The sequence below is a fragment of the Amycolatopsis sp. NPDC114478 genome, assembly GCF_055633805.1.
Genome location: NZ_JBVKDO010000006.1, coordinates 308,126 through 332,140 on the forward strand (window position 1 = coordinate 308,126; position 24,015 = coordinate 332,140).

The 24,015-nt window shown below is 72.0% G+C and carries 24 protein-coding genes; 11 read left to right on the forward strand and 13 right to left on the reverse strand.

What is annotated here, in order from left to right:
- Nucleotides 1-229 precede the first annotated feature (229 nt).
- Together ACZ7OH_RS20015 and ACZ7OH_RS20020 are read left to right on the forward strand one after the other, a co-directional pair.
- The gene (locus ACZ7OH_RS20015) at nt 230-1,174 is read left to right on the forward strand and encodes a 2-hydroxyacid dehydrogenase (RefSeq protein WP_470282120.1); all 945 of its coding nucleotides are present in this window, start codon (nt 230-232) and stop codon (nt 1,172-1,174) included.
- On the forward strand, nt 1,171-2,289 hold the full coding sequence (locus ACZ7OH_RS20020; RefSeq protein ID WP_470282121.1) for a glycerate kinase: 1,119 nt from the start codon (nt 1,171-1,173) through the stop codon (nt 2,287-2,289). Before ACZ7OH_RS20015 ends, ACZ7OH_RS20020 begins: the two co-directional genes overlap by 4 nt.
- Nucleotides 2,290-2,367: 78 nt before the next feature.
- On the opposite strand, the gene ACZ7OH_RS20025 is transcribed toward ACZ7OH_RS20020, so the two are convergent.
- Both ACZ7OH_RS20025 and ACZ7OH_RS20030 read right to left on the reverse strand, forming a co-directional pair.
- Complete coding sequence (locus ACZ7OH_RS20025) at nt 2,368-2,661, reverse strand: iron-sulfur cluster biosynthesis family protein (protein ID WP_400903523.1); 294 nt, start codon at nt 2,659-2,661, stop codon at nt 2,368-2,370.
- 83 nt (nt 2,662-2,744) lie between these two features.
- Nucleotides 2,745-3,155, reverse strand: a complete 411-nt coding sequence (locus ACZ7OH_RS20030; RefSeq protein ID WP_400903521.1) for a hypothetical protein — start codon at nt 3,153-3,155, stop codon at nt 2,745-2,747.
- 149 nt (nt 3,156-3,304) lie between these two features.
- Here ACZ7OH_RS20030 and ACZ7OH_RS20035 point away from each other — a divergent pair, with 149 nt between their 5' ends.
- The 4 genes from ACZ7OH_RS20035 to shbA all read left to right on the forward strand — a co-directional run bounded on the left by ACZ7OH_RS20035 (nt 3,305) and on the right by shbA (nt 5,954).
- Complete coding sequence (locus ACZ7OH_RS20035; protein WP_400903520.1) at nt 3,305-3,784, forward strand: GtrA family protein; 480 nt, start codon at nt 3,305-3,307, stop codon at nt 3,782-3,784.
- Nucleotides 3,785-3,794: 10 nt separating this feature from the next.
- Nucleotides 3,795-4,142: a YidH family protein gene (locus ACZ7OH_RS20040; RefSeq protein ID WP_470282122.1), complete on the forward strand. Its 348-nt coding sequence runs from the start codon at nt 3,795-3,797 to the stop codon at nt 4,140-4,142.
- A 604-nt stretch (nt 4,143-4,746) separates the two neighbouring features.
- A complete protein-coding gene (locus ACZ7OH_RS20045; protein WP_470282123.1) occupies nt 4,747-5,043 on the forward strand; it encodes a DUF202 domain-containing protein in 297 nt (98 codons plus the stop codon).
- 254 nt (nt 5,044-5,297) lie between these two features.
- Nucleotides 5,298-5,954: an RNA polymerase sigma factor ShbA gene (shbA, locus tag ACZ7OH_RS20050; protein ID WP_470282124.1), complete on the forward strand. Its 657-nt coding sequence runs from the start codon at nt 5,298-5,300 to the stop codon at nt 5,952-5,954.
- Nucleotides 5,955-5,985: 31 nt separating this feature from the next.
- Here shbA and ACZ7OH_RS20055 read toward each other — a convergent pair whose 3' ends face one another.
- The 3 genes from ACZ7OH_RS20055 to ACZ7OH_RS20065 are packed head-to-tail and all read right to left on the reverse strand — an operon-like array spanning nt 5,986 to nt 8,146.
- The gene (locus ACZ7OH_RS20055; RefSeq protein WP_470282125.1) at nt 5,986-6,837 is read right to left on the reverse strand and encodes an amidohydrolase family protein; all 852 of its coding nucleotides are present in this window, start codon (nt 6,835-6,837) and stop codon (nt 5,986-5,988) included.
- Nucleotides 6,834-7,802, reverse strand: coding sequence for an aldo/keto reductase (locus tag ACZ7OH_RS20060; protein ID WP_470282126.1), 969 nt, complete (start codon nt 7,800-7,802; stop codon nt 6,834-6,836). Before ACZ7OH_RS20060 ends, ACZ7OH_RS20055 begins: the two co-directional genes overlap by 4 nt.
- A 5-nt stretch (nt 7,803-7,807) precedes the next feature.
- A complete protein-coding gene (locus ACZ7OH_RS20065) occupies nt 7,808-8,146 on the reverse strand; it encodes an L-rhamnose mutarotase (RefSeq protein WP_372670518.1) in 339 nt (112 codons plus the stop codon).
- An 80-nt stretch (nt 8,147-8,226) separates the two neighbouring features.
- On the opposite strand from ACZ7OH_RS20065, the gene ACZ7OH_RS20070 reads away from it, so the two are divergent.
- Entirely contained in the window at nt 8,227-8,958 is a 732-nt protein-coding gene (locus tag ACZ7OH_RS20070; protein WP_400903509.1) for a FadR/GntR family transcriptional regulator, read from the forward strand.
- Nucleotides 8,959-8,986: 28 nt separating this feature from the next.
- Here the strand turns inward: ACZ7OH_RS20070 and ACZ7OH_RS20075 are convergent, their stop codons facing one another.
- From ACZ7OH_RS20075 to ACZ7OH_RS20100, 6 genes are all read right to left on the reverse strand, one after another.
- Nucleotides 8,987-10,000 (reverse strand): ABC transporter permease, encoded by a 1,014-nt coding sequence (locus tag ACZ7OH_RS20075; protein ID WP_470282127.1) that lies wholly within the window; start codon nt 9,998-10,000, stop codon nt 8,987-8,989.
- Complete coding sequence (locus tag ACZ7OH_RS20080; RefSeq protein WP_470282128.1) at nt 9,997-11,520, reverse strand: sugar ABC transporter ATP-binding protein; 1,524 nt, start codon at nt 11,518-11,520, stop codon at nt 9,997-9,999. Before ACZ7OH_RS20080 ends, ACZ7OH_RS20075 begins: the two co-directional genes overlap by 4 nt.
- On the reverse strand, nt 11,517-12,548 hold the full coding sequence (locus ACZ7OH_RS20085) for a sugar ABC transporter substrate-binding protein (RefSeq protein WP_470282254.1): 1,032 nt from the start codon (nt 12,546-12,548) through the stop codon (nt 11,517-11,519). Before ACZ7OH_RS20085 ends, ACZ7OH_RS20080 begins: the two co-directional genes overlap by 4 nt.
- 63 nt (nt 12,549-12,611) lie before the next feature.
- Nucleotides 12,612-13,358, reverse strand: coding sequence for an SDR family NAD(P)-dependent oxidoreductase (locus ACZ7OH_RS20090; protein WP_470282129.1), 747 nt, complete (start codon nt 13,356-13,358; stop codon nt 12,612-12,614).
- Nucleotides 13,351-14,655, reverse strand: a complete 1,305-nt coding sequence (locus ACZ7OH_RS20095; RefSeq protein WP_470282130.1) for an enolase C-terminal domain-like protein — start codon at nt 14,653-14,655, stop codon at nt 13,351-13,353. The genes ACZ7OH_RS20090 and ACZ7OH_RS20095 overlap by 8 nt, the downstream gene beginning before the upstream one ends.
- A 2-nt stretch (nt 14,656-14,657) precedes the next feature.
- Nucleotides 14,658-15,509, reverse strand: a complete 852-nt coding sequence (locus ACZ7OH_RS20100; RefSeq protein WP_470282131.1) for a fumarylacetoacetate hydrolase family protein — start codon at nt 15,507-15,509, stop codon at nt 14,658-14,660.
- 205 nt (nt 15,510-15,714) lie between these two features.
- On the opposite strand from ACZ7OH_RS20100, the gene ACZ7OH_RS20105 reads away from it, so the two are divergent.
- Nucleotides 15,715-16,938: a multidrug effflux MFS transporter gene (locus tag ACZ7OH_RS20105; protein WP_470282132.1), complete on the forward strand. Its 1,224-nt coding sequence runs from the start codon at nt 15,715-15,717 to the stop codon at nt 16,936-16,938.
- A gap of 108 nt (nt 16,939-17,046) precedes the next feature.
- Here ACZ7OH_RS20105 and ACZ7OH_RS20110 read toward each other — a convergent pair whose 3' ends face one another.
- Complete coding sequence (locus ACZ7OH_RS20110) at nt 17,047-18,270, reverse strand: NAD(P)/FAD-dependent oxidoreductase (RefSeq protein WP_470282133.1); 1,224 nt, start codon at nt 18,268-18,270, stop codon at nt 17,047-17,049.
- Nucleotides 18,271-18,476: 206 nt separating this feature from the next.
- Here ACZ7OH_RS20110 and ACZ7OH_RS20115 point away from each other — a divergent pair, with 206 nt between their 5' ends.
- The 3 genes from ACZ7OH_RS20115 (at nt 18,477) to ACZ7OH_RS20125 (ending at nt 22,837) form a co-directional block, all read left to right on the forward strand.
- A complete protein-coding gene (locus tag ACZ7OH_RS20115) occupies nt 18,477-18,680 on the forward strand; it encodes a hypothetical protein (protein WP_372670508.1) in 204 nt (67 codons plus the stop codon).
- Between the two features lie 59 nt (nt 18,681-18,739).
- Nucleotides 18,740-20,719, forward strand: coding sequence for an SDR family oxidoreductase (locus tag ACZ7OH_RS20120; RefSeq protein ID WP_470282134.1), 1,980 nt, complete (start codon nt 18,740-18,742; stop codon nt 20,717-20,719).
- 336 nt (nt 20,720-21,055) lie between these two features.
- The gene (locus ACZ7OH_RS20125) at nt 21,056-22,837 is read left to right on the forward strand and encodes a hypothetical protein (RefSeq protein ID WP_470282135.1); all 1,782 of its coding nucleotides are present in this window, start codon (nt 21,056-21,058) and stop codon (nt 22,835-22,837) included.
- Here the strand turns inward: ACZ7OH_RS20125 and ACZ7OH_RS20130 are convergent.
- Nucleotides 22,834-23,958, reverse strand: a complete 1,125-nt coding sequence (locus ACZ7OH_RS20130) for an FAD-dependent oxidoreductase (protein WP_470282136.1) — start codon at nt 23,956-23,958, stop codon at nt 22,834-22,836. The genes ACZ7OH_RS20125 and ACZ7OH_RS20130 overlap by 4 nt on opposite strands.
- Between the last annotated feature and the right edge of the window lie 57 nt (nt 23,959-24,015).

Consider the following 24,015-nt stretch of genomic DNA (forward strand, 5'->3'; position numbering starts at 1 on the left):
CGCGGATTCTGCTCGTGAACTACCTCGCCGGGCTGCCCGCGAGCGGGAAGGGCTGCTGGCCGGTCATCCCGATTGCCAATGGCGCCTGATCCCGATCTCGACGAGCAACCCGCCGCTGCTCGCGTTCCCCTTCCACCCCAACGGAGCCGGGGCCGCGGCGCAGTCGGAGATCGTCCTGGACGCGGTTCAGCGGGGCTGAATTGTCGGTGCCGTGAACTAGTCTGTCGGGGTGGCCAAGATCGTGGTGACCCGATGGATTCCGGACGACGCGGTGAAGCTCCTCGCCGAGGCGGGCGACGTGGTGGTGTCGCCCGCCGATCGGCCGTTGTCGCCGGACGAACTGCACGAGTTCGTCTCCGGCGCTTCGGCCGTCGTCGGGATGCTGCACGACCGGCTCGACGGCGCGCTGGCCGACGCCGCCGGGCCCGGGTTGAAGGTGGTCGCGAACGTCGCCGTCGGGTACGACAACGTCGACGTCCCGGCCCTGGCCTCCCGCGGGATCGTCGTCACGAACACGCCGGGGGTGCTGACCGACGCGACCGCCGACCTCGCGTTCGGCCTGCTGCTCGCCGTCACGCGGCGGATCGGCGAAGGGGAACGGCTGCTGCGCTCGCGCACGCCGTGGTCGTTCCACCTCGGGTTCCTGCTCGGCTCGGGCCTGCAGGGCAAGACGCTCGGCGTCGTCGGGCTCGGCCAGATCGGCCGGGCGATGGCCCGGCGCGCACAGGCGTTCGGGATGTCGATCGTCTACTCGGGACGGTCGAAGCAGGACTTCGACGCGGAATACGTGTCCTTCGAAGAACTCCTGGCGCGCTCGGACGTCGTTTCGCTGCACTGCCCGCTGACTCCCGAGACGCGGCACCTCATCGACGCCGCCGCGTTGCGCGCCATGAAACCCGGCGCCTACCTGGTGAACACCACGCGCGGCCCGGTCGTCGACGAAGCCGCGTTGGCGGACGCTCTCGAAGCCGGGGAGATCGCCGGCGCCGCGCTCGACGTGTTCGAGAAGGAGCCCGACGTCGAACCGCGGCTGCTCGGCCGCGACGACGTCGTGCTGAGCCCGCACCTCGGGTCCGCGACGGTGGAAACGCGGACGGAGATGGCCGTGCTGGCGGCCCGCAACGTCGCCGCGGTGCTCGCCGGGCGTCCCCCGCTGACGGAGGTGAAGCCGTGACCAGGGTCGTCATCGCGCCCGACAAGTTCAAGGGCAGTCTCACCGCGGTCGAGGCCGCGGAGGCGATTGCGCTCGGCGTGCGCGATGCCTTGCCGGACGCGGAAATCGTGACGTGCCCGGTCGCCGACGGCGGCGAAGGCACCCTCGACGTCCTCGAAGCGGCGGGCGCGCGGATCGTCCGGCTGACGGTCCGGGGGCCGCTGGAGGAGCCGGTCAAGGCTTCCTACGCGGTCTTGGACGGCACGGCGTACATCGAGTCGGCGCGCGCGTGCGGGATCGAGTTCGTCGAGCCCAGCCCGGAAACCGCGCTGGCCGCGCACACCTGGGGTGTCGGGGAGCTCCTCGCCGACGCGTTGATCCACGGCGCCCGCAGGCTCGTCCTGACCGTCGGCGGCACGGCCAGCACCGACGGCGGTGCCGGGATGCTCGGCGCACTCGGTGCGGGCGTGCTGGACGCGTTCGGCGCGCCAGTCGGCTTGGGCGGCGGCACGTTGGGGCGCGTCGCGTCGACCGAACTGGCTCCGGTGCGGGAGCGCATGGACGGCGTGAGCGTCGCAGTCGCGACCGACGTCACGAACCCGTTGCTGGGGCCCTCGGGGGCGGCGGCGGTGTTCGGGCCGCAGAAGGGCGCGGGCCCGTCGGAAGTCGCGTTGCTCGACGAAGCGCTCGGGCGGTGGGCGCACGCCTTGAAGGTGGGTGGCGCTCCGGACGTCTCGCAGGTCCCGGGTGCCGGGGCCGGCGGCGGGGTGGCCGCGGCCGCGATCGCGCTCGGGGCGACCGTCGAATCCGGGTTCGACCTCATCGCCGGGCTGACCGGGGTCGACCAGGCTCTGGACGGCGCCGATCTCGTCATCACCGGGGAGGGGTCGCTCGACGAGCAGAGCCTGAACGGCAAGGCGCCCGCCGGGATCGCGGACCGGGCGCGGCCGCGCGGGGTACCGCTGCTGGCGCTGGCCGGGCGGATCCAGCTCGACGCCGCCGGGCTGGAACGGCTGGGAGTGGTGGGGAGCAGCGCGTTGATCGACCACGCGCCCTCACTGGATTACGCGCGAGCGAACGCGGCGGAGTTGCTTCGGGCTCGCGCGGCGGAGGTGGTGCGCGCCTGGCGGGCCTGAACAGACTCGTTCACGACGTCGGCCGCCCGGTCGGCGAACGGACCTTCCGCGCCGCTGCGAAAGGCCCGTCCGCCGCGGTCAGCTCGTGTGCTGCGGCAGCACGGCGAAGGCGACTCCGCCGGCCTCGTCCTCCTGGACGTCGAGCACCTTGTCGTCGAGCAACGCGGCGGCCTGCGGCTCCAGGAAGACCTTCGGGCCTTCCTCGGCGCCGAGCACGCTGTCGCCCTCCGCGGGTTCGGGGGCGACCGACAGCGCGAGCTGGGCGCTCTCGCCGTCGGCGTTCTGGACGGCCAGGCGGAGCCCGGCGTCGCCCTCCCCCTGGCTGGTCAGTGCGGTGATCGCCTCGTTGGCGGCTTCGGTCACGGTCAGCATCTTCGGCCTTCCCTTCGTCGCGGTCCGATGCACTGGAAGCCCCCACGCTAGGGGCGTCCGTTCGGGCGTGCAGTCTGAGCGGGTCAGCTCTGCCGCGCCTCGCGGATGGCGTCCGCGACGGACCCGCCCGCGTAGTCCGCCTGTTCGCGCGGATCGGGGTCGGCGTGCCGGCGCGGCACTTCGTCTTCCGGGGCCACCGGCTCGAAGTCGGCCGGGGCGTCCTCGACGGTCTCGTCGAGCTGGTCCGCCGGGGTCACCGCGAGCGGGCGCTCCGGGACGGGCTCCGGCTCGGTGTCCGGCACCTCTTCGGCGAGGCGCTGGTCCATCGGCTCGCCTTCGCGGGCTTCTCGGGGCGTCGTGCCGAAGCGGTTGGCGGCGCTCCAGTGCTCGGGCGGCTCCACGCCCTCCTCGAGCGGGTCCACGCGCAGCTCGTCCTCGTCCAGCGCTTCACTGGGGGCCAAGCTTTCCGGTTCGGCCGCGTCACGGTCACTCACTGGTCTCTCCCGGCGCGTAGGAAACAGGCATCATCGGTGGACCTACCCGGGGTCCCGGAGGCCGAAACTCCGGCGGTGTCGCCGGGATCACATTTCTTCAACTGGTTTAACACATTCACAAGTTTGTGAACGCAAGGTAGGTTGGCATCATGGCCACCACCAGGTGCGCACCGGAGCACCGGCTGCTCGCCACCGATCCGGAACGCCACCACGAGCTCGGCACCCATGCCGCGTGGTACGTCGTGGCCGGCGTGGTGACGACCGGCGTCCAGGCCGTGCTGTTCCTCCTGCTGCGCGACGAGCTCGGCTCCCAGGTGGCGAACCTGGTCGCGATCGCGCTGACGACGGTCGGGAACACGGAGTTCCACCGCCGCGTGACCTTCGCCGGACGGCGGAGCAACGCGGGCAAACGGCACCTGCAGGACCTGCTGACGTTCGCCTTCTACGCCGGGTACGGCTCGGCGGTGCTGGCGATCCTCGACGCCGTGGTCGACCGGCCGACATCGTGGGAGGAGACGGGCACGCTGCTGCTGGCCAGCCTGGTCGGCGGGTTCGTGCGGTTCGCGGTGCTGCGCTGGTGGGTGTTCGCGCACGGCACCGAAGGCGCCGCGGCGGCCCACACCGGCTAGCGTCGGGGCCGTGGCCTCGGACGACATCACGCCCCACGCGGGCGGCAGCGAACCGGACTATCGCTTCACCCTGGCCAACGAGCGAACGTTCCTGGCGTGGTTGCGAACGGCGCTGGGGCTGCTGGCGGGCGGAGTGGCGGTCCACCAGCTGGTCCCGGCCCCGGCGAGCGCGGTCCTGGCGGGGCTGTGCGTAGTACTGGCGGCGGCCCTGGCGGCGACGGCCTATCCGCGGTGGCGGCGGGTGCAGATCGCGATGCGGGCCGGGGAGCCGTTGCCGCGGAGCTGGATGATCGTGGTGTTGACGGGCGGGCTGCTGGCTTTGACGGTGGCCGCGGCGGTGCTGCTGGTGGTGTCGTGAGCAAGCGACGCGGGGCACGGACGGGCGGCGAGCCGACCCAGGTGCCGCGGGACGAGCCGACCCCGCGAGGGCGGCGCGGCGGATCGGCCAAGCCCGGCGCGGTCCAGCCGCCTCCGGCCACGCCGCGCTGGCGACGAGCCAACCCAACCGGGACCGAGCAACTTCCGGCCATGTCGCGGCGGCGACCGGCCAACTCGGTCCGGACTGAGCCATTGCCGACCGCGCCGCGCCGGCGACCAGCCGACCCGACCCGGACCGAGGCACCTCCCACCATGTCGCGCCGGCGACCGGCCACGCCAACCCGGGCCGAGTCACCTCGCACCGCGCGAACCCCATCCCCCGCGAGGGTGCCTCGCACTCGGCCGCCGCGGACCGGGCGGACCTCGAGAATCGGCCTTCGACTCGGCCGCGTCCGAATTGGGCCGTTCGCGCGACCACGGACCGCACTCGGCGCCACCCCACCCGATCGGGTTATCCACACCCCCGCGGCCGCCGCTCCGGCCGTTCGGCTCAACCCCGCTTCACCTCGGCGTCGCACCCGAATACCGCTGCTTCGCGATTATCACGACGTCAGAAGTACCGTCATTCCCCGACGGACCCCCGCGTGACCAGCCCTGGCGGGGCTCAAGCCGAGCGGACCGGGCTCGCCTGGCGGCGGACCGCCCTCGCCTCCGCCGCCTGCACCGTACTGCTCCTGCACACCGCCGCCCAGCGCCATTGGGGTGTCGCACTGGTCCCCGTTCTGCTCGCCGCCGCCACATCTGCCCTGCTAGCAGGCGTGGCCGTGCGGCGGGAACGCGACCTTCGGACCGAAAAGCCCGCCGCGATGGGCCCGATTCTGCCCGCCGTGGCGTCGCTCGCCGTGACCGTGACTGCCGCTTCCGTGGCCGTCCTCCACTGACGGGTGAACTCGGCACATCCTGAAACCGATTAATCGCAATGTGCACGACCGGGTCGCGGGAACATCACGGTCACTGCTGCTAACGGGGTATTGGTCGTTGAAATCTGGACTGATGGCCCGGGAGGTGCTTACGATTACCGAGCGTCGCACCGAGCGCAGGTCAAGCGGGGGAGCCCGGGAAGATCTGCAATCGAAAAGTCACGGAGAGTGGAGCCCCCGGCAGCGACGGTCGAGGGTCGGCCGGGGAGACGACCATGACAGCACCGCCGAGGACCACCGAGCAATCCGCTTCCGACGTTCGCGATTATCGCACCCTGGAGTCATCTCCCAGGCCCAGCGGACGCCTGACGAAGGAGGACCTCGACCCTCTGGTGAAGGATGCCGGCGAGGGCAACCCCGCCGCCATCCACAACCTGCTCCAGATGATCGAACCGGTCGTCGTGCGGTACTGCCGCGCGCGGATGGGCGGCCGTGACCTCTCGTACCTCTCGGCCGACGACGTCGCCCAAGAGGTCTGCCTCGCCGTCCTGAAGGCCCTTCCGGATTATCAGGACCGCGGCGGCTCCTTCCTCTACCTCGTCCACGCGATCGCGGCCAACAAGGTCGCCGACGCCTACCGCGCCGTCGCCCGCGACCGCTCCGAACCCGTCCCCGAGCTCCCGGAGAGCCCGCACGTGGCCGGCAACGAGCCCGAGTCCCACGCACTGCACCTCGACCTCGGTGCCCGGCTCGGCCGGCTGCTCGCCTCGCTGCCGCGCGTACAGCAGGAGATCCTGACCCTGCGCATCGCGGTCGGCTTCTCCGCGCAGGAAACGGCCGAAGCCCTCGGCATCTCCGCGGGCAACGTCCGCGTGACGCAGCACCGGGCGCTGACCCGGCTGCGCGGCATGATCAGCGACGAAGAGTTCTAGGCCACCCCAGCGGCGGGCGGGGAAACCTCTTTTACCCCCTGGAAGAGGTTTCCCCGCTCGCATCCAAGCCGTAGACGCGGCGGGCGTTGTGCTCGAACACGCCCAGCCGCTCGGCGTCCGACAGCGAGCCGGTCAGCGCGATCGCCGCGTCCAGGACCACCTCGTAGGACGCCGCCAGCTCGCACACCGGCCAGTCCGAGCCGAACAGCAGCCGCTCCGGGCCGAACACGTCCAGCACGTGGTCGAAGTACCGGCGCAGGTGCCCGACCTCCCAGCCCGTCCAGTCCGCCTCCGTGACCAGCCCGGAGAGCTTGCACACGACGTTCTCGCGCGCGGCCAGCGCCGCGACGCTGGACGCCCACGGCTCCCACTCCCCCGCCGCGATCGGCGGCTTCGCCGCGTGGTCCAGCACCAGCCGCAGCTGCGGCAGCCGCAACGCGACCTCCGCCGCCGCGGGCAGCTGCGCCGGGCGGACCAGCAGGTCGTACGCCAAGCCCGCCGACGCCACCGCGCTCAGCCCGGCGACGATCTCCGGGCGCAGCAGCCAGTCGTCGTCCGGCTCGTTCTCCACCTGGTGCCGGGTCCCCACCAAGGGGCCGTCCGAAGAAGCCAGCCGGTCCGCGACGTCCGGGGCCGCCAAGTCCACCCAGCCGACGACGCCCGCGATCACCGGCTCGGCCTCGGCGATCGCCAGGAACTCCGCGGTCTCTTCGGCCGACGACACCGTCTGGACCAGCACGGTCGCGTGCACGCCGGCCGCCTTGGTCACCGCGCGCAAGTCGTCCACCGTGTACGGACGGCGGATCGGGGCCAGGGCCTCCCCCGCCATCCACGGGTACTCGCGCCGCGCCGGGTCCCACAGGTGGTGGTGCGCGTCGATCATGAGACTCCTTCGGCGAGGACGACGTCGGCGCGCAACAGGCCCGCGTCGACCAGGTCGGTCCACAGTTCCGGCGGCACGACGGCCCGCGCGCGCCGCGCGTTGACGCTGACCTGGGAAGGATCATGCGCGCCGACCACGACCGACGCCACCGCGGGATGCGCCATCGGCAGCGCCAGCGCGGCTTCCGGCAGCTCGACGCCGTGCCGCGCGCAGATCGCCGCGATCCGCCCGGCCCGCTCGACCAGCTCCCGCGGGGCTTCGGCGTAGTCGTAGACCCGGCCGGGCTCGGCGGTCGCCAGGATGCCGCCGTTGAAGACGCCGCCGGCGACCACCCGGACGCCGCGGTCGAGGCACAGCGGCAGCAGCTCGTCGAGCGCCGGCTGGTCGAGCAGCGTGTAGCGCCCCGCCACCAGCAGCACGTCGAGCTCGGTCCGGCGGACGAACTCCGCGAGCATGGGTGCCTGGTTCATCCCGGCGCCGAACGCGCCGATCACGCCCTGCTCGCGCAGTTCGCGCAACGCCGGGAAGGCGCCGCGCAGGGCCTCCTCGAAGTGGTCGTCGGGGTCGTGGACGTAGACGATGTCGACGCGGTCGAGCCCGAGCCGCGTCAAGCTGTCTTCGAGGGAGCGCAGGACGCCGTCGCGGCTGAAGTCCCACCGTCGCTTGTACGCGGCTGGGACGGCGAAGCCCTGGTCGTCGACGGCGGTGGCGCCGTCCGGGTTCGGTTCGAGCACGCGGCCGACCTTCGTCGAGAGCACGTACTCGTCGCGCGGATGGGACCGCAGGGCCGCGCCGAGGCGGGTCTCCGAGAGGCCCAGGCCGTAGTGCGGTGCCGTGTCGAAGTACCGGATGCCCTCGTCCCACGCGCGGTTCACGGTCGCGGCGGCCGTCTCGTCGCTCATCGCGTGGTAGAGGTTGCCCAGCTGCGCGCAGCCGAGGCCCAGCGGGGACAGGGAGAGTTCCAACGCCGTCACTCCTTTTCCGGCAGTTCCCAGACCAGCCCGATGCCGGTGTCGCCGCCGGAGTAGTCGTCTTCGACGGCCAGCAGCTCGGCCATCCTGGCCTGCCAGGGGACGTTCGCGGGGTGGTCCCGCAGGGCCGCCCGCATCGCCGCGTAGTCGTCGACTTCGACGACGTGAAAGAGGTCGAGACCGTTACGCCAGATCCGCCAAGTGCGGACACCGGCTTCGCGCAGGGCGGTGTCCAGCTCGGGCGGGATCACCGCGTGGACGGACTCGTACTCGGCTTCCTTGCCCGGCTTGAGCCGGGTGTGCAGAGCCACTCTTTGTGGTGCGGGCTGGTGGGTCATCACCACTCCTTGGCCGGGTCATGGCACGCTGGTGTCGAACACCGAAACATCCGAGGTCTGTTGCAGGGAGGGCGGACGCGATGCCCGTCACCGATGTCGCGATCGACAAGATCAAGGACATGATCATCTCCGGCGAGCTGGCGCCGGGCGACCGGCTGCCGAAGGAGGCCGAGCTGGCCCAGCGGCTCGGGCTCTCGCGCAGCTCCCTGCGGGAAGCCGTCAAGGCGCTGTGCCTGATCAGGGTGCTCGACGTCCGCCAGGGCGACGGCACGTACGTCACCAGCCTCGAGCCGAACCTGCTGCTCGACGCGATGACGTTCGTGGTCGACTTCCACCGCGACGACACCGTGCTGGATTTCCTCGCCGTGCGGCGGATCCTCGAGCCGGCCGCCACCGCGCTCGCCGCGTTGCACATGAGCGACGACGACATCACCGAGCTCGGCCAGCTCCTCGGGGAGCTGGAGGACTCGCCGACCGTCGAGGCGCTCGTCGCGAACGACCTGCAGTTCCACCGCAAGATCGCCGACGGCTCCGGCAACCCGGTGCTGTGCTCGCTGCTCGACAGCCTCTCCGGGCCGACCGCTCGCGCCCGCATCTGGCGCGGCCTCACCCAGGAGGGCGCGGTCGCGAAGACGCGGGAGCAGCACTCGGCGATCTACGAGGCCATCGCGGCGCGCGAGCCGGAGCTCGCGCGCTCGTGGGCGACCGTGCACGTCGCGGGCGTGGAGCAGTGGCTGCGCAACGCCCTGGGCACCGCGGACGACCCGACGGTGCCCGACTCGGACGACGGGCCGGCCGCCGAAGCTTCCTGACAGTGATCCGATGATCACGGGCTGACCATCAGGTCTGGGGCTTCCCGCCCGCGTACCGGGCGATGATCAGCGCGACCAGGATGATGGCGCCGTAGATCGCGCCCTGCCACTCCGCCGTCACGTGCGCGTAGTTGAGCAGGCTCGAGACCGACGACAGCAGCAGGACGCCGGTCAGCGCGCCGACGAGGGTGCCCTTGCCGCCGTCGAGCGAGACGCCACCGATCACCGCCGCCGCGAACACCTGCAGGATCATGCCGGATCCCTGGTTCGCGCCCAAGGCCCCGACGTAACCGGTGTACGCGAGCCCGCCGATCGCGGCCAGGACGCCGGCGACGACGAACACCGCCCACGCGATCCGGTCGACGCGCACACCGGCCGCCCGCGCGGCTTCGCGGTTGCCGCCGATCGCGTACAGCGCCCGGCCGACGCGGTGGTAGCGCAGCACCCACCCGGCCACGGCGAACAGCAGCGCCGCAAGCCACACCGACATCGGCAGGCCGAGGAACGTCGTCGTGGCCAGGTTGGTGAACGAGTCCGGCAGGTTGAACAGCGTCTTGCCCTTGGTCGAGCCGACCTGCACACCGCGCAACACGGTGAGCATGGCGAGGGTGACGATGAACGCGTTCAGCTTCAGCTTCACGATCAGGAAGCCGTTGACGAACCCGACCAGTGCCCCGCAGAGCGGGATCACCAAGAGGCCGACTGCGGCGGGCAGCTCGACGCCGAAGCCGGCCGACGCCGCCGGGATCACGACCATCGCGCCCAGCGCGGGCGCGAGACCCATCGTGGATTCCAGCGACAGGTCGAACTTCCCGGTGATCAGCACCAGCGACTCGCCGAGCACGACCAGCGACAGTGCCGCGGACGCGGTCAGGATGCTGACGATGTTGCTCCAGCCGACGAACGTGTCGTCGACCAGGCCGCCGATGACGAACACGACGACCAGGGCGGGCAGCAGGGCGAGTTCACGCAGCCAGACGGCTTTGCGGCGCCGGGGTGGGGCGGGCAGCTCCGTCTGCGGGGAGGTCATCACGTCGGTCACGAAAGCTCGACTCCTTCGATGTCGGCCACGAGGTCGCCGTCGGACCACCCGGCCTGGTGTTCGGCGACCACGGCCCCGGCGCGCAGCACCAGGACCCGGTCGCTCAGGCGCAGGTCGTCCAGCTCGTCGCTGACGATCAGCACCGCCTTGCCCTCGGCGCGCACCCGGTCGACGACCGCGAGCAGCGCCTCCTTCGACTTCACGTCCACGCCCGCGGTCGGGTTGATCAGCACGACCACCCGCGGGTCGCCGATCAAGGCCCGCGCCAGCACGACCTTCTGCTGGTTGCCGCCCGACAGGTCCGACACGGGCTGCTCGGCGCTCGCGGCGACGATGTCGTAGTCCTGCAAAGCCTGCGACGCCCTCGCGAACCGGGTGCGCGGCGACGCGATCCCGCCGCGGCCCAGCTTGTCCAAAATGGACATCGTCGCGTTGTCCGCGATCGAGTGGTCCAGGACCAGGCCTTCGTGGTGCCGGTCGCGCGGCACGCAGCCGATGCCCGCGCGCAGCGCCGCCGGGATGTCACCCGGCCGCAACGGCTCGCCGTCGACGCGGACCGTGCCCGCCGACGGCGTCCGCAAGCCGTAGACGGTCTCGGCGACCTGGTGCTTCCCGCTGGCGTTGCTGCCCGCGAGCCCGACGACCTCGCCGCGGCGCAGCCGGAACGAGACGTCGCGGAAGCCGTCGCCGGAGAGCCCGTCCACCGACAGGATCTCTTCGGCGTCGTCTTCGAGCGATTCGCGGGAAGCGGCGTCGCGGACCGACAGGCCGCCGGGTTCGCCGGTCATCGCGTCGACCAGGCGCGCCTTGCCGACCTCGGCGACCGGCGCGGTGAGCACGTGCTTCGCGTCGCGCAGCACGGTCACCGCCTGGCAGACCTCGTAGACCTCGTGCAGGTGGTGGGAGATGAACAGGAACGTCACCCCGCCCGCCTGCATCTGGCGCATCCGCTCGAAGAGCCGCTCGATGGCCTGGCTGTCCAGCTGCGCGGTCGGCTCGTCGAGGACGATGAACCGGGCGCCGTAGGACAGCGCGCGGGCGATCTCGACGAACTGCCGGTCCTCGACCGACAGCTCGCCGGCCGGGGTGTCGACGTCGACGTGGACGTCCCACGAGTCGAGCAGCTCACGGGCCTTGCGCCGCAACGACTTCCAGCCGATCGAGAACCCGCCGGCCGCCTGCCGGTTGAGGAACAGGTTCTCGGCGACGGTGAGCTGCGGGACGACCATCGCGTGCTGGTACACGCAGGCGACACGCGCCTTCCAGTCGTCCTGTTTGGACAGTGGCGGGGCCGGCTCGCCGCCGAACTCGACGTGCCCGGTGTCCGTGGCGGACAGTCCGGTGAGGATGGAGACGAGCGTCGACTTGCCGGCCCCGTTGCGCCCGACGAGCGCGTGCGACTCGCCGGGGTGCACGGTGAGGCTGACGTCGTGGAGCGCCACGGTGGGGCCGTAGCGCTTCCCGACTCCTACGGCGCTGACCACCGGGACGGCGGATTCGCCGGCGGGCAGCGCGGTCACAGGTTGTTCCCCCAGAGGGCCTTGTCGTCCACGTTGTCCTTGGTGATGACGGGCGCGGGCAGCTGGTCTTCGAGGATGCCGGGGCTGATCTCGACGATGGTGCTGTCGTGGTCGGTCGGGCCCGGCTTGAACGTCTCGCCCGCCATGGCCTTCTTCAGCCAGTACAGGCCGTACTTCGCGTACGCGTCGGCCGGCTGCGACACCGTGGCGTCCAGCTCGCCGGCGCGGATCGCGGCCAGCTCCTGCGGGATGCCGTCGTTGGAGACGAGCACGATGTGCTTCGGGTCGCCGACCGGGAAGAACAGGTTCTTGCGCTTGAGCGCCTGCTCGGTCGGGGCCAGGTAGACGCCGCCGGCCTGCATGTAGACGCCCTTGATGTCCGGGTTGGCCGTCAGCATGCTGTCCAGGCCGGAGGACGCCTTGTCGGCCTTCCACTCGGCCGGGATCTCCAGCACCTGGATGCCGGGGTACTTGGACTTCATGCAGTCGCGGAAGGCTTCCGAGCGGTCGCGGCCGTTGACCGAAGCCAGGTCGCCCATAATCTGCACGACCTTGCCGGACTTGACCTTCTGCCCGATCGCGTCGCACGCCTTGGTGCCGTAGGCCTTGTTGTCGGCCCGCACCACCATGGCGACCTTGCCGCTCTCGGGGGCGACGTCCACGGCGACGACCGGGACACCCTTGTTCTCGGCCTGCTTGAGCCCGGCGACGATCGCGGCCGAGTCCAGCGGCGTCACGACCAGGCCCTTGACGCCCTGGTTGAGGAAGGTGCCGATGTCGGTGATCAGCTTCGCGGGGTCGCTGTCGGCGTTGACCGTCGGGAGGACGTCGACGCCCTCTTCCTTGGCCATCTTCGGCACGTAGTTGTTGTAGGCCTGCCAGAACGGCGAGGTCAGCAGGGGCAGTGTGGCGCCGACCTTGCCGCCGGCGCCGCCGCCCGCCGCTGGTGCCGCGGCATTGTCCTTTGTGGACCCACACGCGGCCAGAACCAGGCCGCAGACGGCGGCCGTGGCGGCCACCTGGATCACCCTGTTTTGGAATAGCACAGCGCGCACCGCATCCTCCTTGATGACAGCGGAAATCAAGTCTTCTCAGTCGTGGTGAACGGGACCGCGGGGACGCAGGCCGTACATGCCGCCGTCGACCGCGAGCGCGGTGCCGGTGGTCGAGGCGGACAGCGGGCTGGCGAGGTAGGCGATCGCGTTCGCGACCTCGTCGGCGGTGACCAGCCGGCCCATCGGCTGGCGCGCCGCGAGGGCCGCGCGTTCGGCCGCCGGGTCGGCGGCGGAGTCGAGCAGCCGGCCCACCCAGGGGGTGTCCGCCGTGCCCGGGCACACGCAGTTGACGCGGATGCGGTCGGGCAGGTGGTCGGTCGCCATCGCCAGGGTCAGCGAGAGCACCGCGCCCTTGGTGGCCGAGTAGAGCGCGCGGTTGGGCAGGCCGGCCCAGGCCGCGATGGAGCAGGTGTTGACGATCGCCGCGGACGGCGAGTTCTTGAGGTGCGGCAGCGCGGCGCGGGCGAGCCGGACCATGCCGACGACGTTGACGTCGAACACGCGGTGCCACTCGTCGTCGTCGTTGGCCGTGACGTCGCCCTGCGCGCCGATCCCGGCGTTGTTGACGAGGATGTCGAGGCGCCCGAAGCGTTCCACGACGGCGTCGATGGCCGAGCGGACTTCGTCGTCCGAGGAGACGTCGCAGCGGAAGCCGTCGTCACCCGGCTTCAGGTCGAGCACCGCCACCTGCGCGCCGCGTTCGGCCAGCAGGGTGGCGACGGCCTGGCCGATGCCCGAGGCGCCTCCGGTGACGGCGGCCACCAGGCCCTCGAATTCACTCACTTGCGGTCTCCGTCCACTCGGGACCGTCCGGGAAGCGGAACCGGCGCAGCGTGGCGTCGTGCATCCGCGCGGAGAACCCGGGGGCGGTCGGGGCGAGGTAGCGGCCGCGCTCGACGACGGCCGGGTCGGTGAAGTGCTCGTGCAGGTGGTCGACCCACTCGATCGAGCGGTCCGCGTCGGTGCCGGACACCGCCACGAAGTCGAACATCGAGAGGTGCCGCACGAGTTCGCAGAGCCCGACGCCGCCGGCGTGCGGGCACACCGGGACGCCGAACTTGGCGGCCAGCAGCAGGATGGCGAGGTTCTCGTTGAACCCGCCGACGCGGGCGGCGTCCAGCTGTAGCACCGAAATCGCGTCCGCCTGCAGCAGCTGCTTGAAGACCACCCGGTTCTGGACGTGCTCGCCGGTCGCGACGCGGATGGGCGCAAGCGCTTTCGCGATGGCCGCGTGGCCGAGGACGTCGTCCGGGGACGTCGGTTCTTCGATCCAGTACGGGTCGTACGGCGCGAGTTCGGTCATCCAGTCGACCGCGGCCCGGACGTCCCAGCGCTGGTTGGCGTCGACGGCGATCCGGACGTCCGGCCCGACCGTCTCGCGGGCCAGCTTCATCCGCCGGACGTCGTCCTCGAGGTTGCCGCCGACCTTCAGCTTGATCATCTCGAAGCCGTCGGCGACGGCCTGTTCTGCGAGCCGCACGAGCTTCGCGTCGGCGTACCCGAGCCAGCCCGGCGACGTGCTGTACGCGCGGTAGCCGTGCGCTTCGAGCTGCTTGACGCGCTCGGCCCGGCCGGGTTCCGCGCGGCGCAGGATCTCCAGGGCCTCGGCCTCGGTGAGCGCGTCGGACAGGTACCGGAAGTCGACCAGCGACACCAGTTCTTCGGGGGTCATCCGCGCCGCGAACCGCCAGACCGGGAGGTTCGCGCGGCGGGCCGCGAGGTCCCAGGCGGCGTTGACGATCGCGCCGACGGCCATGTGCGCGACGCCTTTTTCCGGGCCCAGCCAGCGGAACTGCGAGTCGCCGACGAGCGTGCGCGACAGGTCGCCGAGCGCGGCCGCGTCCTCCGGAACGTCCCGGCCGACGACGTGCGGCGCGAGCGCGCGGATCGCCGCGGCCTGGACGTCGTTGCCGCGGCCGATGGTGAAGGCGAGGCCGTAGCCGTCCGGGCCACCGTCGGTGTGCAGCACGACGTAGGCGGCCGAGTAGTCCGGGTCGGGGTTCATCGCGTCCGAGCCGTCCAGCTCCCTCGACGTCGGGAACCGGACGTCGAGGACCTCCATACCGGTGATCTTCGCCATGGTCAGGCCTGCCTCGCGACCTGGCGCTGCCGGCCGAGCCCGTCGATCTCGAGCTCGACGACGTCGCCGTCGCGCAGGTACGGCTTCGGGTCGGGCTGCCCGAGCGCGACGCCTTCGGGGGTGCCGGTGTTGATCAGGTCGCCCGGCCGCAGCACCATCACCTGGCTCAGGTGGTGGATGATCTCGGCCACGGAGAAGATCATGTCCTTGGTGGACGAGTCCTGCTTCTTCTCGCCGTTGACCCACAGCCGCAGCCCGAGGTCCTGCGGGTCGGGCACCTCGCCGGCCGGGACGAGCGCCGGGCCGAGCGGGTTGAAGTTCTCGCACGACTTGCCCTTGTCCCACTGGGCGGTGCGGAACTGCAGCGCGCGCTCGGAGACGTCGTTCGAGACGACGTAGCCGGCGACGTACTCGAGGGCTTCCTCGACGCTGTCGAGGTAGCGCGCGGTCTTGCCGATGACGACGCCGAGCTCGACCTCCCAGTCGGTGCTGACCGACCCGCGCGGGATGAGGACGTCGTCGCCGGGGCCGACCACGACGTCCGGCGCCTTCATGAAGACGACCGGCTCGGTGGGCGGCGTCGCGCCGGTTTCCTCGGCGTGGCGGCGGTAGTTCATGCCGATGCAGACGACCTTGCCCGGCTGGGCGATGGGCGAGCCGACGCGGAGACCGGCTTCCGAAGCGACGGGCAGTTCCCCGGCGGCGAGCGCGGCGGCCACGCGGGCGACGCCGCCGGTGGCGAGGAACCCGCCATCGATGTCGGCGGTCAGGCCGCCCAGCTCGTAGGTCGTGCCGTCGCCGGCACGCACGAACGGACGCTCACTTCCCGGCTCCCCGAGACGCACAAGCTGCACGGATTTTCCCTTCACCCGCCCGACCAGACATCCGATGTATATCGCAGCCGGTTCGCTCGATCCAGAGCTGACGCCCAATCGGCCGGAAAATTGATCGGATCAGTACCGGTCCAGTACTCGTTCGAGTACGGCGTGTCACCGATCACAGGCCGGAATACCGCAGGTCATCGCGTCGCTGGTCGAAGTCGAGACCGACAGGAGGCGCATGACCACCACGGCGGAACGTACCGCGCCGAGCAGGCGGTCGCGGCTGAAGTTCGTCCTCATCCTGGGCGGCCTCTCGGCGTTCGGGCCGCTGTCGATCGACATGTACCTGCCCGCGCTGCCGCGGATGGCGGCCGACCTGCACGCGCCGGACACGACGGTCCAGCTGACGCTCACCGCGTTCATCGTCGGCTTGGCACTGGGACAGCTGGTGGTCGGGCCGCTGTCGGACTCCCTCGGCCGCCGTCGCCCGCTGCTGGTCGGGCTCGTGCTCTACGTCGTGGGGTCGGTGCTGTGCGCGGTGAGCCCGGACGCATGGCTGCTGGTGGCGGCGCGCGGCGTGCAGTCCCTCGGCGCGGCGGCCGGCGTCGTGATCGCGCGGGCCACGGTCCGCGACCTGTTCTCCGGCACCGCGATGACGAAGTTCTTCTCGACGTTGATGCTGGTCAGCGGGCTGGCCCCGATCCTGGCGCCGCTGATCGGCGGCCAGCTGCTGAACTGGACGTCGTGGCGCGGGGTGTTCGTGGTGCTGACGGCGTTCGGGGCGCTGCTGCTCGCGGTGGTGGCGTTCTTCCTGCCCGAGCCGTCCCTTTCGCGATCTCCGGCGCGGCTCGGCCAGGTGATGCGAACCTACGGGCGGCTGGCGCTGGACCGGTCGTTCGCGGGGTACGCGCTGGCGTCGGGACTGTTGTTCGCGTCGATGTTCGCCTACATCTCGGGGTCGTCGTTCGCGCTGCAGGGCGTGTACGGGCTGAGTCCGCAGGCGTACAGCGTGGTGTTCGGCGCGAACGGCGTCGGGATCGTGCTGGCGGGCCAGCTCAACGGGCGGCTCGTCGGGCGGGTGCGCGAACGCGTCCTGCTGCTTTCCGGGTTGCTGCTGGGGGTTCTGGGCGGGGCTCTCGTCTTGGTAACCGCGCTGTCCCGGGCGCCGCTGGCTTTCCTGTTGGTGTCGTTGTTCCTGCTGGTGTCGAGCATCGGGCTGGTGATGCCGAACGCGAGCTCGCTGGCGCTGGCGTCCCACGCGCGGTCGGCGGGGGCGGCGTCGGCGTTGCTGGGGGTGCTGCAGTTCGTGGTGGGCGCGGTGGCGACACCGCTGGTCGGGCTCGGCGGCCCGGGGACGGCGGTACCGATGGCCGCGACCATGGCGGGCTTCGCGGTGTTGGCGCTGGTGGCTTTCCTCGCGCTGACGCGGCGCGAGTCAGCCTCGCCCGAACCACGGCCGTAGGTCGAAGGCCAGGTCGGCAGCTGCAGCGGGTGCGCGCCCGGCACGTCGCCGAACGTCGAGCCATACTGCGCCGCGGACATCATCGTCAGGACTTCGCCACCGGGGCGATCAGGTCAGCGACGCCAGATCCGCCGTCTCGAGCTGTTCCGCCGTCACCTTCGCCCGCCCGTCGACCAACGCGCCCAACGCGTCTCCGTCGTCCCACATGTTCACGTTCATCGCCGCCGCCACTTCGCCGTCGCGCAGCCAGAACGCCGTGAACTCCCGGGAAGCCAGGTCTCCGCGGACCACCAGCTCGTCCGACGCCGGGTCCGCGAGGCCGCGGTACTCGCACCCCAGGTCGTACTGGTCGGTGAAGAAGTACGGCGACCCGAGGAACGGCTCGTTCTCCCCCAGCAGGTTCTGCGCCACGTGCGTGCCCTGGTCCTTCGCGTTCGCCCAGTGCTCCACCCGGACCCGGCGCCCGTAGCGGGGGTGGAAGTGCGCCGCGATGTCGCCCACCGCGTACACGTCCGGGGCCGCCGTGCGCAGGCCCGCGTCCACGCACACCCCGCCGTCGTCGGACAGTTCCAGGCCCGCCGCGTGGGCCAGCTCGACCCGGGGCGCCGCGCCGACCGCGACCAGGACGACGTCCGCCGTGATCTCGTCGCCGCCGGCCAGCCGCACGCCGCGGACGCCGTCCGGGCCGCTGGTGATCTCCGCGACCTGCTCGCCCAGCCGGTAGTGCACGCCGTTCGAGACGTGCAGGTCGCGGAACACGCCGCCGACCGTCTCGCCGACGACGTTCGCCAGCGGGACCGGCACCGGGTCCACGACCGTCACGTCCGCGTCGTGCTTCCGGGCCGCCGCGGCGGCCTCCGAGCCGATCCAGCCGGCGCCGACGATCACCACGCGCTCCGCTTCGGCGAACGCCGAGCGCAGCTTGAGCGAGTCGTCGAGGCTGCGCAGCGTGTACAGCCCCGGCAGGTCGCCGCCGGGGACCGGGAGCGACCGCGGCCGCGAGCCGGTCGCCAGGACCAGGCGGTCGTAGCGGTGTTCGCCGCCCGCGTCGTCCAGCACCAGGCGGGCGCCCAGCTCGATCCGGGTCGCCGTGACGCCGGGGGTGAAGCGGATGTCCTTCTCCGCGTAGAACTTCTCTTCGTGCACCCAGTCGGGCTCGTCGCCGTTGCCGAGCAGGACGCCCTTCGACAGCGCCGGCAGCTCGTACGGCCGGTGCGGGTCGGACCCCATCAGCAGGACTTCGCCGGTGTACCCGCGCTCGCGCAACGCGGCCGCGGCGGTCGCGCCACCCAGGCCCGCTCCGACGATGACGATCTTCCGCGGCTCCGACATCAGTGACCTCCCACGTCGACGAGACGGTGCGGACGGTACTCCCGAACGGACGTCGCCACGACCGGGGGATACGCCGGAAATCCGCGAAGCGCAAGAGAAAACTCGCGAGTAGGCAGATCGGGTGAACCGGCGTCATAGCGCCCCGGCGCGGCGCTCCCCCCTGCGCAGGAAGCACGACCACGAAGAGAAAACGGAGGGCGGCGACCATGAGTCGGGGCGAATGGTCGGTCGGCTGCCGGGATCTGGCCGGCAGGCGCAGGGACGTGACGGTGTTCGTCAGCAACGACAAGGTGGTGCTGGTCGCGCCGCCGGGTGAAGCGGCCGTACTGGGCCCGCTCGACGTCGGACGGCTGCGCGCCGCCCTGCGTGACGCCGTCGTGGCGACCGCCGACGACCAGCTGGAAACCTGACAACTACCGTTCCTACTTTCCAGTAGGTTAGAGTCGGTCCCCTACCGAAGGGACCGGCCATGACGACCTACTTCGTGACGGGCGCGACGGGCTTCATCGGGAAACGCCTGGTCGGCCGCCTGCTGCGGCGGCCGGAGACGTCCGCCGTGCACGCCTTGGTCCGCGAAACCTCCCGCGAGCGCCTGACCGCCTTGGCCGCGGCCTGGCCCGGCGCGGAGAAGCTGCACCCGGTGGTCGGCGACCTCGCCGAACCCCGGCTCGGCGTCGATGCCGCGCAGCTGCCCCACCTCGACCACGTCGTCCACCTCGGCGCGATCTACGACCTGACCGCGGACGAGGAGGCCAACCGGCGCGCCAACGTCGAGGGCACCCGGCACCTGCTCGCCTTCGCCGCCGCGGCCGGGGCGGACCTGGTGCACCATGTGTCCTCGATCGCCGTCGCGGGCGACCACGCCGGGCGGTTCACCGAGGCCGACTTCGACCTCGGGCAGCGCTTCTCCTCGCCGTACCACGCGACGAAGTTCCAGGCCGAGAAGCTCGTCCGCGAGCAGGCGCTGCCGTTCCGCGTCTACCGGCCCTCGGCCGTCGTCGGCGACTCGCGCACCGGCGAAATGGACAAGGTCGACGGCCCGTACTTCTTCCTGCCCGCCATCTCGCGGCTGGCGGCGTTGCCGGCGCGGCTGCCGCTGGCCGCCCCCGACCTCGGCGCGACGAACCTGGTGCCCGTCGACTACGTCGTCGAGGCGATGGAGTTCCTGATGCACCGGGACGCGCCGTCCGGGGCGACCTACCACCTCGCCGCCGCGCGGCCGCAGTCGCTCAACTCCGTCTACAACGCCTTCGCGCGCGCCGCGGGCGGCCCCACGATCCGGGCCGTGCTGCCGGCGCGGCCGTCCGGCGTAGTCCGGCGGGTCGGCACCCGGCTCGCGCACGCGGCGGCGAACGGCGTCGACCGCGTCCCCGGCGGCCGGGCCACCCGCGCCGCCGTCCTGGACGAGCTGGGCATCCCGCTGGACGTGCTGCCGCACCTCAGCATGGACGTCGTCTTCGACACCGCGCGGACGACGACCGCGTTGTTCGGCAGCGGGATCGAGCTGCCGGAGCTGCGGGAGTACGCGGCGCCGCTCCACCGGTACTGGCAGGCCCACCTCGACCCCGACCGCGCCCGGCGGCAGCACGGGCTCGCCGGGCGGACGGTGCTGGTCACCGGCGCGTCGTCGGGCATCGGCCGGGCGTCGGCGCTCGCCGTGGCGAGCAAGGGCGCGAAGGTGATCCTCGTGGCGCGACGGGAGTCGGAGCTGACCGAAGTCCGCGACGAGATCACCGCGGCAGGCGGTGTGGCGGCGGCCTACCCGTACGACCTCACCGACGGCGACGCCGTCGACGCGCTGGTCAAGGACGTCCTCGGCGACCACGGCGCGGTCGACATGCTGGTCAACAACGCCGGCCGGTCGATCCGGCGCTCGGTCGCGCTGTCCACCGAACGCTTCCACGACTTCGAGCGCACGATGGCGATCAACTACTTCGGCCCGGTGCGGCTGATCCTCGGCTTCCTGCCGTCGATGGCCGAGCGGCGGTTCGGCCACGTCGTCAACGTGACGACGCAGGGCCTGCAGACCGACACCCCGCGGTTCTCGGCCTACCTGGCGTCGAAGGCGGCGCTGGAGGAGTTCGGGCTGACGGCCGGGCGCGAGACGCTCTCGGACGGCATCACGTTCACCTCGGTGCGGATGCCGCTGGTGCGGACGCCGATGATCGCGCCGACCGGCTACCGCGGCATCCCGTCGAGCAGCCCGGAGCGCGCGGCCGCGCTCGTCGTGAAGGCCTTGGAAGAGCGGCCGGAGATCCTGAGCCTGCCCGAGGGCCGGGCCGCCGAGCTGGCGACGCTCGCCGCGCCGAAGCTCGCGCGGTTCGCCGCGCACCTCGCGTACCGGGCGATGCCGGAGTCCGCGCCCGAGGCGCGCGGGCTGCCCCGCCGGCCCGCGCCGGCGGCGGTCGCGGCGGCGATCACCCGCCTGATCTGGCGCCGTCGTGCTTGATCCCCGCGAATTCCGCGGAAACGCTGGCTCTGGAGACGACGGTACTTCTACCCTCGCGCGAGTCCCGTACACCGGTACGGGCGTGAACTGGGGAGTTCGAAATGCCGGAAATCACCACTGGGGAACGATTCGCCGCGGCCGATGAGACGGCCGCGATCGGCACGGCCAGGCACACCTTCGGCTGAGCCGTGGGCCGGAGCCGGGCCCCGCGCCCGGCTCCGGCCGCCCGCCTCGACGGAGGACCTCGGCGGCCCGGTGGTGCTGTCCATGCCGGTGCCGGGCCCGGCCGCTACCATCGCTTTCCGGGCGTGATCGGGGAGCGGAAGGCGGGCAGGCGTGGACGTGGCGAGTCCTGCGCGCACCGCCGCCCCGGAACCCGCGCCCGTGAAAGCCCGCCGGCCGCTGCTGCGCTGGGGCCTCCACGCCGGCTGGGTCCTCGTGCTCGCTCTCGCCACCGAACTGCGCGTCGGCCGCTTCGGGTTCCACCCCTCCGACCAGGGCTTCATCCTCGCCCAGGCCTGGCGCGTCCTCCACGGCGAAGTCCCGCACGCCGACATCATCTCCGCGCGTCCGCTCGGGTCGGCCGTGCTGCACGTCGCCGACTTCGCGCTGCCAATGCCGCTGTTCTTCGGGTCCAGCTTCCTCTCGATGATCGAGATCATCGTCGCCACCATCGCCTTCGCCGCGCTCGTCACCCGACGCCGCGTCCTCGAGTGGGGCCCGGGCATGACGGCGATGGTCGCGGCGGCGTCGCTGATCAACCTCAACGCCTTCCCGCTGATGGCCTGGCACACCGTCGACGGCATCGCGCTCACCGCGTGCGGTGCCTGGGCCCTCGACACCGGGCTCGGCAAGAACCACGCGCTCGCCCGCCGCGGCGGGCTCGGGCTGCTCGGCTGCGCGGTGTTCGTCAAGCAGAGCTTCGTGCTGGCCGCGGTGATCGGGGTGGTGTGGCTGCTGCTGCACCCGGCCACCCGGACGGGCGGGCGGCGCGTGCTCCGGTTCGTCCTCGACCTCCTCGCGCTCGGCGCGCCCGGGCTGCTGTACGTCGCCTGGGTCAGCCTCGGCGGCGGGTTCGCCGAGATGGTCGAGCAGCTGACCGGCGGTGTCCCCGCGTACGGCGAACGCCTGCTCGGGCTCTGGCTGGAAGACCCCGAGGCGCTGACCCGGGCGCCCGTGCGGGAGCTGGCCTTCTTCGCCGCGATCGCCGTGGTGCTGCTCGCCGTCCGGCTGCCGGGTGACCGGCTCGGCGCGGCCGGGCGGATCGCGTCCTGGGTGCTGGTGCTCGCCGGGGCGGCGGCGATCGTCTGGACCGTCGTCGACGGCCGGTTCACCGGCTCCTCGCGCTGGGCGGACGTCCTGTGGTGGATCGTCGCGGTGAGCGTGCCGGTCAACGCGGCCGTGACGCGCAAGGTGCCCTGGGCCGGGCTGCTCGTGCTCACCACCGGGTTCATGACCAGCCTGTCCTGGGGCAACGACACGCCGACGCTGCTCACCGGCACCCTCGCCCTGACGGCGTTGCTGCTGCTGAGCCACGTCGTCCCGCCGCGGCCGCGGCTGGCCCGCCGCTGGGTGACCGCGACGGCGGGCCTGACCGCGGTGGCGGTGTGCGGCTGGGTCGTCGTCGCCCGCCACGACCAGGCCGCCTACCTCGACCTCGGCCACGACCGGCTGACCGCCGACCTCGGCGACGTCACCCCGGCGATGGCCGGCATCCGCACCAACCCCTCGACGCACACGTTCGTCCGGCAGATCCGCGAGTGCCTGGACCGCTTCCCGGCCGCGAAGACGGCGATCCTGCCGGACAGCCCGTTCGCCTACCCCGCGTTCGGCCTGCGCAACCCGTTCCCGCTCGAATGGCCGCTGCCGCTGGAGATCGTCGGCGACGCGCCCGAACGCATGCTCGCGACGGCGGACGAGCTGAACCGCGAAGGCGGCTACCTGGTGCTGTTCGAGACGGACTCGATCCGGCAGCTCGCGACGGGCGGCCCGGTGCCGGAGTCGATCCCGGCGGACACGCCGGTGTTCGACTACCTCGGCCTGGAGAAGGCGATCCAGGCCCGGCTCACGGGCCGCGCCGTCACGTGCGGCAGCTTCGTGGGCAAGTACGCGCCCTAGTCCCGCTCGCCCCGCACCAGCTCGAGCAGGCTCTCCGGGACGTCGTCGCCGAACAGGCTCTCGAGGAGGACGGCGTCGTCGACGGGCGTCGCGCTGCGGACGAACATCGCCTCCTCGTAGTGCGCGATGGCCGCTTCGACGTCGCCCGGGTGCGCCGCGAGGGCCTGGCCGAGCTCCGCGCCGTCGAGCATGGCCAGGTTGGCGCCTTCGCCGTTCGGCGGCGCGAGGTGCGCGGCGTCGCCGACGAGGGTCACGCCCGGGACGCGGTCCCAGCGGAGCCCCACCGGCAGCGTGTAGTGCGGGCGCAGGACGGGGTCGGTATCGCCGTCGGTGATCAGCGCCGTCAGTTCCGGGGCCCAGCCGTCGAATTCTTCGGCGATCCGCGCGGCGGCCGCGGCCGGATCGGTGAAGTCGATGGCCGCGAACCACTCCAGCGGCCGGGACAGCGACACGTAGGTGTGCACGGTCTCGCCGCTCTCGCGGTGGGCGTTGATCCCGTCGTCGGGCGAGCCGCCGTGGGCGACCATCGACCCGCCGCCGACCGCCACCGCTGTGGCGGGGTGCTTCGTCTCGACGTCGAACAGGTAGGTCTCGACGAACGCCGTGCCCTCGTACTCCGGCGTGGCGCCGGTGAGCAGCGGCCGGACCTTCGACCACGCGCCGTCGGCGCCGACCAGCAGATCGGCGACGGCCGTCGAGCCGTCGGCGAAGGTCAGTTCGTGGGCGCCGTCGTCGAGCTTGCGGACCCCGCTGAGCTTGTGTCCCCATCGGACAGTGCCCGCGGGGAGCGCGTCGAGCAGCATCCGCCGCAGTTCGCCGCGCTGGACCTCGGGCCGGCCGCCGGTGCCGTCGTCGACCTTCTCGTACACCAGGTTCCCGTCCCGGTCGAGGATCCGCATCGCCTGGCGGCCGTCCAGGACGAGACCGCGGAACTCGGTCACCAGGCCGGCGGCTTCGACGGCGAGCTGCCCGTTGTAGTCGTGGATGTCGAGCATCCCGCCCTGCATCCGGGCCATCGGGGAGTGCTCGGCTTCGTAGACGGTGACGGGGATGCCGTGGACGTGCAGGACCCGGGCCAGGGTGAGGCCGCCGAGGCCGGCGCCGACGATCGTGACGGTCATGGTGCTCCTTCGGTTCGTTGTGCGGCAACCGAAGAGTGGCGCGGCGCTCTGGTGCGG